Origin of the sequence: Microbacter sp. GSS18 (genome assembly GCA_029319145.1) — a bacterium.
Lineage (GTDB): Bacteria > Actinomycetota > Actinomycetes > Actinomycetales > Microbacteriaceae > Microbacterium.
This window is the reverse complement of the sequence record CP119753.1, coordinates 564,024-579,590: the sequence shown is the minus strand read 5'-3', so window position 1 is coordinate 579,590 and position 15,567 is coordinate 564,024. Positions and strand designations below refer to the sequence as shown.

The 15,567-nt window shown below is 71.5% G+C and carries 15 protein-coding genes; 7 read left to right on the top strand and 8 right to left on the bottom strand.

Annotated features, from left to right (window positions below; all coding sequences use genetic code 11):
- Positions 1-80 precede the first annotated feature (80 nt).
- The gene (locus P0L94_02715; protein WES64994.1) at positions 81-689 is read right to left on the bottom strand and encodes a hypothetical protein; all 609 of its coding nucleotides are present in this window, start codon (positions 687-689) and stop codon (positions 81-83) included.
- Positions 690-896: 207 nt separating this feature from the next.
- Here P0L94_02715 and P0L94_02710 point away from each other — a divergent pair, with 207 nt between their 5' ends.
- The 5 genes from P0L94_02710 to P0L94_02690 all read left to right on the top strand — a co-directional run bounded on the left by P0L94_02710 (position 897) and on the right by P0L94_02690 (position 7,903).
- Entirely contained in the window at positions 897-1,541 is a 645-nt protein-coding gene (locus P0L94_02710) for a hypothetical protein (protein ID WES64993.1), read from the top strand.
- Positions 1,542-1,612: 71 nt separating this feature from the next.
- Positions 1,613-3,667, top strand: coding sequence for a hypothetical protein (locus P0L94_02705; protein WES64992.1), 2,055 nt, complete (start codon positions 1,613-1,615; stop codon positions 3,665-3,667).
- Positions 3,664-4,962 (top strand): MBL fold metallo-hydrolase, encoded by a 1,299-nt coding sequence (locus P0L94_02700; protein WES64991.1) that lies wholly within the window; start codon positions 3,664-3,666, stop codon positions 4,960-4,962. Before P0L94_02705 ends, P0L94_02700 begins: the two co-directional genes overlap by 4 nt.
- Before the next feature lie 186 nt (positions 4,963-5,148).
- Positions 5,149-5,511, top strand: a complete 363-nt coding sequence (locus P0L94_02695; GenBank protein WES64990.1) for a TraR/DksA family transcriptional regulator — start codon at positions 5,149-5,151, stop codon at positions 5,509-5,511.
- Between the two features lie 100 nt (positions 5,512-5,611).
- On the top strand, positions 5,612-7,903 hold the full coding sequence (locus P0L94_02690; GenBank protein ID WES64989.1) for a copper chaperone PCu(A)C: 2,292 nt from the start codon (positions 5,612-5,614) through the stop codon (positions 7,901-7,903).
- 140 nt (positions 7,904-8,043) lie between these two features.
- Here P0L94_02690 and P0L94_02685 read toward each other — a convergent pair whose 3' ends face one another.
- The 5 genes from P0L94_02685 to P0L94_02665 all read right to left on the bottom strand — a co-directional run bounded on the left by P0L94_02685 (position 8,044) and on the right by P0L94_02665 (position 11,844).
- Entirely contained in the window at positions 8,044-8,715 is a 672-nt protein-coding gene (locus P0L94_02685) for an alpha/beta hydrolase (protein ID WES64988.1), read from the bottom strand.
- 128 nt (positions 8,716-8,843) lie between these two features.
- Positions 8,844-9,098: a hypothetical protein gene (locus tag P0L94_02680; GenBank protein ID WES64987.1), complete on the bottom strand. Its 255-nt coding sequence runs from the start codon at positions 9,096-9,098 to the stop codon at positions 8,844-8,846.
- Positions 9,099-9,194: 96 nt separating this feature from the next.
- On the bottom strand, positions 9,195-10,268 hold the full coding sequence (gene ychF / locus P0L94_02675; GenBank protein ID WES64986.1) for a redox-regulated ATPase YchF: 1,074 nt from the start codon (positions 10,266-10,268) through the stop codon (positions 9,195-9,197).
- A 72-nt stretch (positions 10,269-10,340) separates the two neighbouring features.
- The gene (locus P0L94_02670; GenBank protein ID WES64985.1) at positions 10,341-11,057 is read right to left on the bottom strand and encodes an HAD family hydrolase; all 717 of its coding nucleotides are present in this window, start codon (positions 11,055-11,057) and stop codon (positions 10,341-10,343) included.
- Positions 11,058-11,094: 37 nt separating this feature from the next.
- The gene (locus P0L94_02665) at positions 11,095-11,844 is read right to left on the bottom strand and encodes a class I SAM-dependent methyltransferase (protein ID WES64984.1); all 750 of its coding nucleotides are present in this window, start codon (positions 11,842-11,844) and stop codon (positions 11,095-11,097) included.
- Positions 11,845-11,953: 109 nt separating this feature from the next.
- On the opposite strand from P0L94_02665, the gene P0L94_02660 reads away from it, so the two are divergent.
- A complete protein-coding gene (locus tag P0L94_02660) occupies positions 11,954-12,565 on the top strand; it encodes an exonuclease domain-containing protein (protein ID WES64983.1) in 612 nt (203 codons plus the stop codon).
- 70 nt (positions 12,566-12,635) lie between these two features.
- On the top strand, positions 12,636-14,003 hold the full coding sequence (gene rmuC, locus P0L94_02655) for a DNA recombination protein RmuC (protein ID WES64982.1): 1,368 nt from the start codon (positions 12,636-12,638) through the stop codon (positions 14,001-14,003).
- Between the two features lie 16 nt (positions 14,004-14,019).
- On the opposite strand, the gene P0L94_02650 is transcribed toward rmuC, so the two are convergent.
- Both P0L94_02650 and glpX read right to left on the bottom strand, forming a co-directional pair.
- The gene (locus tag P0L94_02650) at positions 14,020-14,226 is read right to left on the bottom strand and encodes a hypothetical protein (protein ID WES64981.1); all 207 of its coding nucleotides are present in this window, start codon (positions 14,224-14,226) and stop codon (positions 14,020-14,022) included.
- 189 nt (positions 14,227-14,415) lie between these two features.
- On the bottom strand, positions 14,416-15,405 hold the full coding sequence (gene glpX, locus P0L94_02645; protein ID WES64980.1) for a class II fructose-bisphosphatase: 990 nt from the start codon (positions 15,403-15,405) through the stop codon (positions 14,416-14,418).
- Between the last annotated feature and the right edge of the window lie 162 nt (positions 15,406-15,567).

Genomic DNA, 15,567 nt, shown 5'->3' with positions numbered 1-15,567 from the left:
CCCGTGGGCGAGTGTGCGGATCGGCCGCCGGAGGGCGGCGCGACGGACCGACCCCGGGGACGGGGCCGGTGCGGCAGGACTCAGATCACAGGGAGGAGCGGTGGACCGCGGCGGCAGACGGTGCCGCCGCGCAGTCCGAGCGGAGCCGCCGGGTGGCGGACATCGACATGCAGACGCGCACCCCGCCCGATGGGGGTGAGGGGTGCCAGCGCGCGTGCCACGGCGCGCCCGAACCACGACCCCAGCCGAGCGGCGAGGCTCAGCAGCGTCGCGAGGGCATGCTCGCCGCGGTACAGGGCGGCGATGGTGATGATCGCCGCGATACCGTGCGCGATCCACATCAGCGGATCGGCGGCCAGGGGGACGCCGATCGCCTCGGCCGACAGCACGAGCGCTTCGCCGTGGTGGTGGCCGGGGGTCGCTGTCGCACCGGGCGCGACCGCTCCGAGCACGAACAGGCCGTGGAAGAGCAGCTGGCTGGCGATGACGCCCACAGCCAGCCGGACGAGCGAGAGCGCGCGCCCCGCGAGCAGCGTGCAGATCGCCACCGAGAGCACCCAGGGCACGGCGACGCCGAGCCAGCCGGGGGCGGCTCCCCCGCCGGCGACATGGGACATGAGCGCGAGGAACGTCGCCACGGATGCCGCCACCGAGCCGCGCAGGACGCGGAGGGCTCGGTTTCGACGCATGTCCCCATCCTCGCACGGCCCGTTGACCGGCATCGGCCCGGGGAGAATAATCGGCCGTGATCCCGCGGTCGCCGCGAGCTCTGGGGGCGCGGCGCATGCCGAAAGTCACGTCAGGAGCCACCATGTCTCGCCCCGTCCCGTCGGTGACGCTCGCTGCGATCTCCGCGCTCGCGGCCGCCACCACCCGATCGACCACCGGATGACTCCGTGAGTGTCGCCCGTTCGATCCGTCTCGTTCCCTCGACCGTCGTCCTCGTGCTCCTCTCGGCGATGCTCTCCGCCTGCGTCCAGCCTCCCGCGCCGACGGCATCCGCCTCACCGCCCGCCACGGCATCCCCCGCTCCGACCCCGGAGCCCGAGCCCGCCGCGCTCGAGGTGTCGGTCGACGGCGTCGACCTCGTCGACAGCGCCGGCGACGTGGTGGGGCAGGCGACGTTCGACGACGGCGCGGGGATGCTCTCGTTCCTCGGCGACGCACTCGGATCGACGCCGGCCGGCGTCCCGAATGCGCAGGGCTACCCGATCACCTTCTACGACTGGGGCGACGTCTCGGTGTCGGTGATCGACGACGGACCCGCGACCGTGTGGATCGCCTCGGCGACCGCGGGCCCGCTCGAGCTGCGCACGACCGAGGGGGTGGAGGTCGGCATGACGACCGCCGACGCGATCGCCCTCGGCGCGACCGAGGACAGCGCCCTGCCGGATTCGCTGATCGTGCAGGTGCGCGAGGCCCCGGGCACCGAGTCGCTGATGAGACCCGGCACGACCGGCGTCGACTTCATTCTTCTGGTCATCGAGGGCGACGCCGTCGCGCGGATGATCAGCCCCGCCAACGATTGGGGCGATCTGTAGGGGGCTTGTCTGGTACCCCTGGTATCAGAGGACGCCACGGGCCGCTCTCGCCCCTCGAGGAGGAGGTCACCATGGTCACCGATGTCGACGACGCACCACCCGTCGCCCCCGCGGTCCCGACGCCCAGCCGGCGCGTGCTTCGGGCGTTCGCCTTCGACCCGATGTCGACGCGGCTGACGAGCCGCTACCTGCGCGTCGACGTCCCGTTTGAGACGGACCTGCAGCCCGGGCCCGCCGGCGGCCTGGTCGACGTCGTCGACTACGACCCGGCCCGCCGCGTGTGGTACCGGCCCGTCGACCTCAACGACCCGTTCATCCTCGCCCAGCAGGGCATGCGACCTTCCGAGAGCGACCCGCGCACGCACCAGCAGATCGTGTACGCGGTGGCCATGAGCGTCATCGAGCGGTTCGAGCGATTCGGCGGGCAGCGGTTCCGGTGGATCGGGGACGAGAGGCTGCGGCTCGTCCCGCACGCCTTCGAGGGCCGCAACGCCTACTTCGATCCCTCACGAAACGCCGTGCTGTTCGGCTACTACCGCGCCTCGGCGAGCGACCCGGGGGCCAATCTGCCGGGTCAGCTGATGTTCACCTGCCTGTCGGTCGACATCATCGCCCACGAGGTCACTCACGCCATCGTGAACCGTCAGCGCCCGCTCTATCAGCACGCCACGAACCCCGACGTGTACGCGTGGCACGAGGCGTTCGCCGACCTCGTCGCGCTGTTCCACCACTTCCTGTTCCCCGAAGTGGTCACGGACGCGATCGCGACCTCGCGGGCCGAGCTCAGCCAGGCCGATGCGCTGCTGGACTTGGCGAAGGAGTTCGGCGAGTCGACGGGGCGCGGCGAAGCGCTGCGCAACGCCGTCAAGGGCAAGCGCACTCCCGACGCGTTCCTGAAGGCGACCGAGCCGCACGCGCGCGGTGCGTGCTTCGTCGCCGCCGTGTTCGACGCGTACGTCGACACCTACAAGGAGGCCATCTCGGGCCTGCGGCGTCTCGCGACCGGCGGAAGCGGCGTGCTGCCTCCGGGCGCCCTGCCGCCGGACCTCGTCGATCTCGCGTCCAAGCAGGCGGTGCGCCTGGCCGACCGGTTCCTCGGGATGGTGGTGCGCGCCTTCGAGTTCCTTCCCGTCGTCGACGTGACCCTCGGCGATGTGGTCAAGGCGATCGTGACCGCCGACCGCGCACTGTTCCCCGACGACGATAACCGCCTGCGCTCGACGCTCGTCGAGGCGCTGCGCCGCCGCGGCATCCGTCCCACCGGCGTCACGTCCCTCGCCGATGAAGCGCTCGCATGGGACAGGCCCGCCCACCCGCTCAATCTCGCGACCGGGCCCGGCCGCGCCGACCTCAGCGCGCTGATCATCGACGCCACCCGCCGGCTCGACGTCAGCGAGCGCGGCTCCGGCGACGACGGGTCGCGCGAGGCAGACGAGTCCGCCGACCGCACCGCCCACATCGCTTCGGAGCTGCACGGGTGGGCGAGCGCACACGCGGCGGCGCTGGGGCTGGACCCCGACGACGCCATCCAGGTCAAGGGCTTCCACGTCGCCTACCTCAACGCCGCAGACGGGCAGTCCCGCCCGGTCGCCGTCGTCCAGCTGGTCCAGCGCCGCGAGGATCTCGAGGATGCCGAGGCGAGCACGGCCGAGCGCGTGCCGATCCACGCCGCGACGACGGTGATCGCCCGTGTGAGCGGAACGGTCGAGCATCTGGTTCCCAAGCCCCTGCCGTTCGCGGCCGTGAGCCGGGCGGAGGCCGCTGCGAGGGCCGCGAAGGCCGCGCAGCTCGCCGCCGAGGACCCGACCCACGACGAGGCCGCCGCACTCGCCCGCGACGCCGAGAAGCGCGCGGACGAGCTCATCGCGCTGATCGCCGACATCGCCGATCGATGTCACACGAGCTCGGACGTCGTCCGGCACTTCCACGCGATGGGCGTCGAGCGGCTCCGCCGCCTCGAGGACTGGCAGGAGAAGGTCGCCGAGGACGACCCGCTGACGCCGTGGTTCACAGAGCCCGCCGTGAACCGGCTGAACTTCGCGCGCTTCCACGCAGCCGAGGCGGTGCAGGCTCAGGACGCGCCGCACGAGAAGCAGCAGGACGCGACCGAGGAGGAAGCGTCATGACCAAGACCAGGACGACCGCGACGGTGCGCATGTACAACGTGGGCTTCGGCGATGCGTTCGTCGTGACGGTCTCGCGGTCGAAGAAGGTGTGGCGGATGCTGGTGGACTGCGGTGTCTCTCGCTCGAGTCAGGCCCGCCCGATCGCCGAGTCGGTGCGGGCGATCATCGACGACCTGATCGCGGTCTCCCCCGCCGGGTCGCCGCCGCGCCTGGACGTCGTGGTCGCCACGCACCATCACGCCGACCACATCGCCGGGTTCGCCGATCCCGCGTGGGAGGAAGTCGAGGTCGGCGAAGTGTGGGTGCCGTTCATCGAGGACGCCGACGACGCCGACGCCCGGGCGCTGCGAACCGGGCAGGTGCAGACGGCCCACGCGCTGAGCGCCCTCATCGGCGATGCGTCGCAGCGGCTCGCCGCCGCCGAGGACCCGCGCGCGCGTGACGCGCTCACGCTGGCGGCGGTCTTCGCGGCCAACTCGTCGGGCAACGACATCGCCCGCGATCGTCTGCTGGGGCAGAACGGGCTGTCGTTCAAGAACACCCCGACCGTGCGGTACGTGCCGGCCGTCGATCCGGTGGAGAACGTGGTGCCGACGCCGATCCCCCGCACCGTCGTCCACCTTCTCGGTCCCTCGCGCGACCACGACGACCTCAAGCGCATGAATCCGCCCAAGGCCGTCCGGTGGCTGCAACTGACGGCCGAGGAGCGGCTCGCGGACGACGAGGACCAGCCGCCCTTCGAGCCGGCCTACGCGGTGCCGTTCGGCGCGGTGGACGACGAGGTGCCGTCAGTGCTCCAAGAGGCGCAGAAGGCGCTGAATCTCAGCCCCCTCGCGGACGAGGCCGATGAGCTGCTGGCGGCATCCTCGGTTCTCGAGCGCGCCGTGAACAACACGAGTGTCTACTTCGTGCTCGATGTCGACGGCACGCGACTGGTGTTCGTCGGCGACTCGCAGTACGGCGCGTGGAAGCATGTGCTCGACGACCCCGAGTCCCGGGCGCTCGTGACCGATCCGGCCTTCTACAAAGTCGGGCACCACGGCTCGCACAACGCCACTCCCAAGGAGTACGTCACCGAGGAGCTCCTCGGCCGCGGGCACGTCGCGATGATGCCCTTCCGGCTGGTTCCGCAGTGGCCGTCCATCCCCGAGCACAAGCTGCTCGACGAGCTGGAGGAGCTCGACACCCACGTCATCCGCGCCGACGACCCCGAGGGGCCGGACGTCACCGTCGACGAGGGCGGACTGTGGAGCGAGGTGACCTTCACGGCCTCAGCGCGGGCGAGTCGGGCCTGAGCCCTCCAAGCGCGCGAAGACCCCTGGACGGCGCGCTCAGGCCCCGTCGCCGCAGACCTCGGTCCCCGGGCGGTAGACGATCCGCCACGCGGACCCGGTGCGCCGCCAGATCGTCACGGAGGTGCGCCGACTGCCGCGCGCACGCCGCACCGCACGCGGTCGGCGGTGTCGGCTAGCCTCGTCTGCGTGTCCGACACCGGCGGGCCGTCGGCCGCCCGCATCCTCGCCGACCACCGCGCGAGCGCCGAGCGCCGCCACGCGCAGCTCGAAGACGAGATCGCCGAACTCCGCCGAGAGCGTGCGGCGGAGTCGGCCGACGACGAGCACGACCCCGAGGGCGACACCCTCTCCGCCGAATGGTCGCGCCTGGAAGGGCTTCGCACGGCCGCAGCCGCAGAGCTCTCCGACATCCAGCAGGCGCAGGAACGGCTTCGCGCCGGCGCTTACGGTGTGTGCGTCGACTGCGGCCGCGCGATCCCGGACGCTCGCCTCGAGGTGCGCCCCACCGCGCAGCGGTGCGTGGAGTGCGCCGCACGCGCGGGCGGCTGAGGTGCACCCGTTGACCTCGCGCGCGGCCGAGAGGACAATGACGCGCATCACGGGCGCACGGGGGCAAGGGTGCGCGCGACTGGGGAACCGAGGAGCCGACATGGCCTATGGAAGTGGGCGATTCGTCGCCTTCGCCGCCACCCTCTCGCTCGCCGCGCTCGTCGCGACTGCGGCGATCGCATCGCCCGCGGTCGCCGCGCCGCCCGCGGGCAAGGGCAAGCCGAGCGCATCTGCCGCGACGGTCTCGGGAGCCACTGTCGAGGCGGCGGGCTCGGCCTACGCGGTGCTCGGCGACATCTCGAACTCGTCCAAGACCGACATCAGTATCGTGTCGGCGTCGGCCGACGTCGGTGCGACGGCGCAGCTGCTGGACGGGACCACCGGCGCGGAAACTGAGTTCGTGGTCCCAGCCCGCGGCACCCTCGCCCTCGCGCTCGACGGCTACCACATCAGGCTCTCCGACCTCCCGGACCCGCTGCCCACCGACGTCACCATCACCCTGACGTTCTCAGACGACTCGACGCTCGAGTTCACCGCCCCGATGCCGGCCACCCCGCCACCGCCCCCACCCCTCGCCGAGTCCATCACGGTCTCGGGCGCCACTGTCGAGGCCGCCGGCTCGGACTACGCCGTGCTCGGCGACATCTCGAACTCGTCCACCGCACCCATCACGATCTCGTCGGCGTCCGCCGACCCCGCGACGGCCGAACTGTACGACAGCACAGGTGCGGTCAGCGGCTTCGCGATCCCGGGCGGCGACGGCACCGTTGACGGCACCCTCGCCCTCGCGCTCGACGGCTACCACATCAGGCTCTCCGGCCTCCCGGACCCGCTGCCCACCGACGTCACGATCACCCTGACGTTCTCCGACGACTCGACGCTCGAGTTCACCGCCCCGATGCCGGCCACCCCGCCACCGCCCCCACCCCTCGCCGAGTCCATCACGGTCTCGGGCGCCACTGTCGAGGCCGCCGGCTCGGACTACGCCGTGCTCGGCGACATCTCGAACTCGTCCACCGCACCCATCACGATCTCGTCGGCGTCCGCCGACCCCGCGACGGCCGAACTGTACGACAGCACAGGTGCGGTCAGCGGCTTCGCGATCCCGGGCGGCGACGGCACCGTTGACGGCACCCTCGCCCTCGCGCTCGACGGCTACCACATCAGGCTCTCCGGCCTCCCGGACCCGCTGCCCACCGACGTCACGATCACCCTGACGTTCTCCGACGACTCGACGCTCGAGTTCACCGCCCCGATGCCGGCCACCCCGCCACCGCCCCCACCCCTCGCCGAGTCCATCACGGTCTCGGGCGCCACTGTCGAGGCCGCCGGCTCGGACTACGCCGTGCTCGGCGACATCTCGAACTCGTCCACCGCACCCATCACGATCTCGTCGGCGTCCGCCGACCCCGCGACGGCCGAACTGTACGACAGCACAGGTGCGGTCAGCGGCTTCGCGATCCCGAGCGGCGACGGCACCGTTGACGGCACCCTCGCCCTCGCGCTCGACGGCTACCACATCAGGCTCTCCGGCCTCCCGGACCCGCTGCCCACCGACGTCACGATCACCCTGACGTTCTCCGACGACTCGACGCTCGAGTTCACCGCCCCGATGCCGGCCACCCCGCCACCGCCCCCACCCGCACCATCGGTGTCCATGATGGCTGCCGTCGGCGACTCCATCACGGTCGCCTACGACGCGGCCGGATACGGCTCATATCCGCAGTACAGCTGGGCGACGGGCACCTCGACCACCGTGAACTCCCACCTCCTGCGTCTGGAGGACACGTTGCAGTCGAACGTGACGGCGACGAACCTGGCCGTCGTCGGGGCATCGTCCGCTGATCTGGCGCCCCAGGTCGCCGCGGCCGTGGCCGCGGGGGCGGACTACATGACCATCGAGATCGGCGCGAACGACGCGTGCACGAGTACCGTCGCCGAGATGACGGACCCGGACATCTACGCCCAGCGCATCTACGATGCCCTCGAGACCTTCACCACCGGCGAAGATCGAGACAACGTCCAGATCTTCGTGGCGAGCGTCCCCAACCTGTACCGGATGTGGGAGGTCTCCAAGAGCAAGTGGGCAGCACGGTTCATCTGGTCGACGGCCGGCATCTGCCAGTCGATGCTCGCCAATCCCTCCAGTACGAGGCAGGCGGACATGGAGCGGAGAGGCGCGGTTCAGGATCGGGTCGACGAGTACAACTCCGCGCTCGCCACCGAGTGCGGCAAGTTCCCCACCTGCACCTACGATGACGGGCGAGTCGCGGGCTACGTCTTCGAGTCCAAGGACGTGTCGACCTCCGACTACTTCCACCCGAGCGTCGAGGGCCAACGGGTGCTCGCCGAGATCACGTGGCCGCTCTCTCCGTTCGCGAGCGGCGGGTGATTCCGGCCGTCCGCTTGCGCACACGTCGCCGCCCATTCCCCCCTGCTCTACTCGGCGCGACGCTCCTCCAGGCAGCGCCCGGCACCGAGACCCTTCGATCCCGCCGCCAGGCGTGTCGGCTTCATCCGAGGGAGGCCTGATCAGTCCCAGTCGAGGTAGTCCTCGATGGGCCATGCCGTCTCGCCGATGTGGGTGGCGGGGAACAGATGGCCGCCCCCGTCGATGCGCACGACGCTCACGCGGTCGGGCGCGGACGCCTGGAGGGCATCGCCGTTCGCGGGCGGCGTGATGGTGTCCGCCGTGCCCTGCACGACGAGCACCGGCACACCCGCTGCCAGTCCCGCCCACTCCTCCACGGGGGTGGCCTCGCGCGCCGCGAGCTGCATGGCCTCGACCTCCGTGTCGCGTGCGTTCGGCGGGAGCTCCGACAGGTCGGACTCGTGGGTGTCCGCGGCCTCGACGCCGAGCAGCAGGACCCCGCTGGCGCGACCGTCGTGGTCGAGCGAGACGGTCCGTGCGATCGCGCCGCCGAAGGCGTGGCCGCCGACCCACGCGCTTGCGAGGCCGATGTGGTCCATGACGTCGACGACGTCCTGTGCCAGATCGTGCATCGTGACGCCGGCCTGCGTCGCACCGTGGCGAGAGCCGATCCGGACGATGCGGAAGTCCTCCTCGATCAGCGCTCCGGCGAGGGGCCCGAGGTAGCGGACGTTCAGCCCCATGCCGGGCACGAGCACGATCGCGGGGCCGCTGCCCTCGTCGACGTAGGGGATGGCGCGGCCGTCGGGCTCGAAGGTGGTGGTGTCGCTCATTGCGGGTCTTTCGGGGCGGGGGTGGCGACTTCATCATCTCCCGCGTGCACGTTCCACCTCAACTTCGCCGGCCCGGAGGCGGTGGATCCGCGCGGGGCCCGCGCGCTCGCCCGGACGCGCTCCGTGCCTCAGCCCTCCGGCCCGGCGTCTCCCAGCACAGCCGCCCATACGCCGGGCTCCTCCTCGTGCGGTTCGAAGAGGGGCGCGTGGCCCTGCTCGGCGAGCAGCACCTCCGCCGCCGCCACCGCGTCGGCGGCGTCGAGCGCCTCGCGCGGCAGGTCCTCGCTCCAGAGCGGGTCGCCCGCGGCATCCTCGAGCTGGACGCGCCAGCGCCCGTCATCGTCGCGGAACACGAGCGCGAGGGCGGGATCGCCGTGGATCATGCCCCGATCCTGCCAGCGCGCGGACCGTGCCGCCAGTGCGGGCGGGCCGGGTCGTCCGTGCCGGCCGGGATCCACCGGCCGACGCTCGGCGCGGTCTCACACGTTGAAGCGGAACTCCACGACGTCGCCGTCCTGCATGACGTAGTCCTTGCCCTCGAGGCGGGCCTTGCCCTTCGCGCGGGCCTCGACGACGGAGCCCGTGGCCACGAGGTCCTCGAACGAGATGACCTCGGCCTTGATGAAGCCCTTCTCGAAGTCGGTGTGGATGACCCCGGCGGCCTGCGGCGCCTTCCAGCCCTTGCCGATCGTCCAGGCGCGCGCCTCCTTCGGGCCCGCCGTCAGGTACGTCTGCAGCCCGAGGGTGTCGAACCCGATGCGCGCGAGCTGGTCGAGCCCCGATTCCTCCTGCCCGGTGGAGGCCAGCAGCTCGGCGGCGTCCTCGGGGTCGAGATCGATGAGCTCCGACTCGATCTTCGCGTCGAGGAAGATCGCCTTCGCGGGCGCGACGAGCGCCTCGAGCTCGGCCTTGCGCGCGGCATCCGTCAGCACGCCCTCGTCGACGTTGAAGACGAAGATGAAGGGCTTGGCCGTCAGCAGCCCCAGCTCCTTGATCGGCGACAGGTCGATGCCGGATGCCGACAGCAGCACGCCCCGCTCGAGCGCGTCCTTCGCAGCCACGGCGGCGGCGAGGACGGAGGGGTCGAGCTTCTTGCCCTTCACTTCCTTCTCGTAGCGCGTGATCGCCTTCTCGAGCGTCTCGAGATCGGCCAGCTGCAGCTCGGCGTTGATCGTCTCCATGTCGCCGGCGGGGTTCACCGCGCCGTCGACGTGCACCACGTCGTCGTCGCTGAAGCCGCGTACGACCTGGGCGATCGCGTCCGCCTCGCGGATGTTGGCCAGGAACTTGTTGCCCAGGCCCTCGCCCTCGCTGGCACCGCGCACGATTCCCGCGATGTCGACGAAGGACACGGCCGCGGGGAGGATGCGCTCGCTGTGGAAGATCTCGGCGAGCGTGGCCAGGCGCGAGTCCGGCAGGTTCACGACCCCGATGTTCGGCTCGATCGTCGCGAACGGATAGTTCGCCGCGAGAACCTGGTTCTTGGTCAGGGCGTTGAAGAGGGTCGACTTGCCGACATTCGGGAGTCCGACGATTCCGATGGTGAGAGCCACGGGCACCCAGTCTACGTCGACGGATGCCGCGACCCGTGCCGATGGCGGCATCGGGGCGGGAGCCGCCGCCGGTCACTCCAGCAGCGGGAGCAGTCCGTTCAGGTCCGAGACGATCGCGTCGGCCATCGAGGCCCCCGGCACGACGTGGCGCGTGCAGCGGCGATCGACCCAGACCGCGCGCAGCCCCGCTCCCCGGGCGCCGGCCACATCCGACTCCAGGTTGTCGCCGACGTGCAGCGCCTCGGATGCCGCGACGTCCAGCCGCCGAAGGCCCTGCTGGAAGATCTCCTCGGTGGGTTTGAGCACGCCGAGCTCGCCCGACACGAGCACCGTGTCGAACGCGTCCTCGATGCCGGCCGCGCGGATCTTCGCGCGCTGGAGGTCGCTCGCGCCGTTCGTGATCAGGCCGAGCAGCAGGCCCCGCTCGCGGAGCGCGGCGAGCACGTCCGCGGACTCCTCGTACAGGGTGTGCGACTCCTCCTCGGCCGCCATGTGCATCGCGACGGCGCGCTCCACGACAGCCGGGTCGTCGACGCCCAGGGAGGCCAGGGTGCGCCGCCACACCTCGCGCGTCACGGCATCCGCGGGGATGCGGCCGAGCAGCCAGTCCTCTCCGGCCTCGTCCCAGTGCTCCTGCCAGACCTGGTGCTGCCGCGCGAGCAGCGTCCGCACCCGCAGCTGCGGATGCGTCCGCGCCAGGTCGAAGGCGACCGCCTCGATGACGGACGACATCCGGTCGTCGCGCAGCAGGGTGCCGTCGAGGTCGAAGAACACCGCGCGGATGGTCACGGGCACGCCCCGTCGACGACCGCCATCGCGCGCGGGCTCACGGCCGCACCGCGCGGTACGCGTGGGTGACGTAGGGCAACTCGACGGGGTCGTCGCCGACGGCCCCGACCTCGTCGAGCAGCAGCTCGAGACCGTCCTCGATCCGCGCCCGTTCGCTCTCGGATGCCGTGATGACGTGACTGCGCGACCGGGCCAGCGCGAACAGCTCGTCGCGGGTCATGGCGCGCCTCCAGCTCCATCGGGCGTGCTCGACGCCGTCGAACGGCGCCGCCACGGGCGGGTCGCCGGCGGCGAGCATCTGCTCGGCGCGACTGCCCTTCATGACCGCGTTGAGGCGCCGCACCCACAGTTCGCGTTCGTCGCGGACATTCCAGATCAAGCCCAGCACTCCGCCGGCGCGCAGCACACGCGCCGCCTCGGCCGACGCCGCGCCGGGCTCGACCCAATGCCACGCCTGGCCGTACAGCAGCGCGTCCAGGGAATGGTCGGGCAGCGGCATCGACTCCGCCGACCCCACGAACGTCGGCACGCCGATCACCTGCTCGCGCAGCGCGGCGAGCATCGCCGGGTCGGGGTCGACCGCGACGACCTGGGCGCCGAACTCGACCGCGACGCGCGTGAGCTTTCCGGTGCCGGCTCCGACGTCGGCCACCCGCAGCACGCGCCCCTCCCGCCGCACGGGCTCGAGCAGCCAGGCGACCGCCTCGGACGGGTACTCCGGGCGTCCGGACTCGTACACGTCGGCGACCGCTCCGAACGATCTCGAGAGCTCTTCACGACCGGCCATGCACCGAGCCTAGGCGCGATCGGCTCCCCCGTCGCCGTCTTCGGCGCCGGTCCCTGCCACGACGGCGCGCCTCGCGAGCCCGTCGCGCCGTCCGGGCGAGAGTGGAGTCGTGCCCCTGGACTTCACCGCGATCGACTTCGAGACGGCGAACTCCAGCAATGCGTCCGCGTGCGCCGTCGGCCTCGTCCGCGTCCGCGCCGGACGCGTCGTGGCCCAGACCGGCTGGCTGATCCGGCCGCCCGCCGGCTACGACCGGTTCTTCGAGCTGAACACGCGCATCCACGGCATCCGCGAAGCCGACGTGCAGGACGCCAAGGGCTGGAGCGAGCAGCTCGCCGACCTCACGGCGTTCGCGGGCGCGGATGTGCTCGTGGCCCACAACGCCGGCTTCGACATGGCGGTGCTCAAGCGCGCGTCCGAGGCGTGCGGCGACCTCGTCCCGCCGTACCGGTACGCGTGCAGCCTGCAGGCGGCGCGCCGCGTGTACGACCTGGATTCGTACCGGCTGCCGTTCGTCGCCGCCGAAGCCGGGTTCGCCGAGTTCGCGCACCACAATGCCACCGCCGACGCGCTCGCGTGCGCGCACGTCATGATCGACATCGCCGGCCGTCTCGGCGTGGACGACCTCGACGACCTCGCCGAGGCCGCGCGGATCCGCGTGTCCCGGATCGCCGTCGCCGACGCCCCCGCGACGACCGCGTTCTCGACGGCCGTCGCCTGATCGGTCCCGCGACCGGCGCCCCCGGGGCGTCTGCGCGGCGATGTCGGAGGCCTGGGGCAGGCTGGCGGACATGGATCCACTCGCCGTCGCAGGCCTCGTCATCGGCAGTCTCATCCTCGGCGCGCTCGCGGGCTGGGCGGTCGGGCTCGCGCGCGGCGCCGCTCGCGCAGCGCGCGACGATGCCGAGCTGCGCACGCGACTGGCCGCGGCCGAAGCGACCCGGCAGGGCGTCCAGGCGCAGCTCGAGCATCAGCAGCAGCTGTATCGCGAGCTCGCATCGCAGACGCGTGCCGAGCAGGCCGTGCGCGACGAACGCGAACGCCGCGAGCAGACGGTGCTGCGCGCACTCTCGCCCGTGCAGCAGACGCTCGAGTCGATGCAGGCGAAGGTCGACCGGCTCGAGCGCGATCGCACGGCCCAGTTCGGCTCGCTCGCCGAGCAGCTCCGGCGGGCGCACGAGAGCGACGAGGCGCTGCGGGCGACCACCGAATCACTGGCGGGCGCACTCCGGTCGGGGACGACGCGCGGGGTGTGGGGCGAGACGCAGCTGCGGCGCGTCGTCGAGGCTGCGGGCCTCACGCGCCACGTCGACTTCGACCTGCAGTCGTCGATCACGACGGATGCCGGTGCCGGACGTCCCGACATGGTCATCCGGCTGCCCGGAGACAAGGCGATCGCCGTCGACGCCAAGGTGCCGCTGGACGCCTACATCGAAGCCAGCGCCGTCTCCCCCACGGCGATCGGCGCCGACGCCGATCGCCGGCGCACGCTGCTCGAAAAGCACGTGCGCGCCGTCCGGTCCCATGTCGACTCTCTCGCGAAGAAGACGTACTGGAACGGCATCGGCGCGAGTCCCGAGTTCGTCATCTGCTTCGTCCCGAGCGAGTCGCTGCTCGCGGCGGCGCTCGAGGAGGACCCGACGCTCCTGGACTACGCCTTCGGCAAGCGCGTCGCGCTGGCCTCGCCGGTCAACCTGTGGGCGGTGCTGAAGACGGTGGCCTTCGCGTGGACGCAGCAGGACGTCTCGCACGAGGCGCGCACGCTGTTCGACCTCGGCAATCAGCTGTACGAGCGGCTCGGATCGCTCGCCGGCCACGCCGACGACCTGCGACGGGCGATCGAGCGCACCGTCGACGGCTACAACAAGCTCGTCGGCTCGCTGGAATCGCGCGTGCTCGTCACGGCGCGGAAGTTCCCCGGCGTCGACGACACCAAGCTCGACGCGCTCGGCGCTCCCGGCCCGATCGACAAGGCGCCGCGACGGCTCACCGCCGCCGAGCTCCTCGACGGGTTGCCGAGCGGCGAGAACGCGGACGGAGAGAACACGAACCGCCACGACATGAACGGTGCCGCCGTCGATGACGGCTCCCGGTCATTCGACGTCGTCGCACGAGCCGCCGTGGATGAGGTCCGAGCCCGGATCGACGCGGAGCCGTGACCTGAGGTCGTTCGCGTCAGGCGCCACCGGGGATGAAGCTCAGCAGCAGGATGACGGCGGCCGAGACGCCGACGAAGGCGCCGACCATCCACCACGCACTGAGCTCATGGCCCTCGTCGCGGCGCTTGCGCAGCAACACGTCGGGACGACGTGCGGGGTCGGTGGCGTCGGCGACGACGGCGATGGCGCCGGTCTGCGGTGCGGTCCCGCTCTGTGCGGACATCACGACCCCCCTGAGTATCGAAGAAAGACGAGCGTCTCCGTTGACACCGCTCACAATTGTGCCAGAGAAGCCTGAACGGCAGGTCACGACGCGGTGACGATCGCCACATCCGTCGCACCGGTCCCGTGGCGAACAGAGCGGGCGCGGCCGTCTCGCGGCCGCGCCCGCGCGTTCAGCTCGGCAGAGCGTTCAGAGCCACTTCGAGACGAGGTGCTCCGACGTGATGCGGCGCAGCGTGCCCGACGCGCTGCGCAGCACGACGCTCTCGGTGTACACGTACCCGCCTTCGCGGCGTACACCCGCGACGAGCTCGCCGTTGGTCACGCCGGTGGCCACGAAGATCGTGTTCTTGCTCTTGACCATCTCGTCGGCCTCGTACACGTGGCCGTCCATCTTCAGGCCCGCGTCCTTGCCCTTCTGCAGCTCGTCGTCGTCGCGCGGCCACAGACGCCCCTGGATGTGCCCGCCGAGCGCCTGGATCGCGCACGTGGTCACGATGCCCTCGGGGCTCCCGCCGATGCCGACGCACATGTCGGTGCGGGCATTGTGGCGCGCGGCGTTGATGCCGCCGGCGACGTCGCCGTCCGTCATGAGGCGCGTCCCGGCACCCGCCTCGCGGATGTCGGCGATCAGCTGCTCGTGACGCGGGCGGTTCAGCACCGACACCACGATCTCGTCGACGGGCTTGCCCAGCGCCTTCGCCAGGAGCCGGATGTTCTCGCCGACCGGCAGGCGGATGTCCACGACCCCGACGCCCGCGGGGCCCGTGACGAGCTTGTCCATGTAGAAGACACTCGAGGCGTCGAGCATCGTGCCGGCATCCGACACCGCGATCACCGAGAGGGCGTTGTTGCGCCCGGCGGCCGTCAGCGACGTGCCGTCGATGGGGTCGACGGCGACGTCGGCCTTGGGGCCGCGCCCGTTGCCGACGCGCTCGCCGTTGAAGAGCATGGGCGCCTCGTCCTTCTCGCCCTCGCCGATCACGATCGTGCCGTCGAAGTTCACCGTCGTGAAGAACGCGCGCATCGCGTCGACCGCAGCGCCGTCGGCGGCCTCCTTGTCCCCCCGTCCGATGAACGGCACCGCGCGAATCGAGGCGGCTTCGGTGGCACGGACGAGCTCCAGTGCGAGGTTTCGATCGGGGTGCAGCGGGCTCATATCCGCGGTGAGACTTACCATGTCGCCAGCCTATCCAGGATGCCTCCGCCGCGCCGCGGATGCGGCGCTCCTGACACGAAGGAATCGCGATTCTTTCCCGAGCGTCATGCGGAGCACGTCGGCGTCCACGTCCGGGACCGAAGTCCCGCTCGGGACGCCGACCGCCTTCGCTAGAGTGAGCCT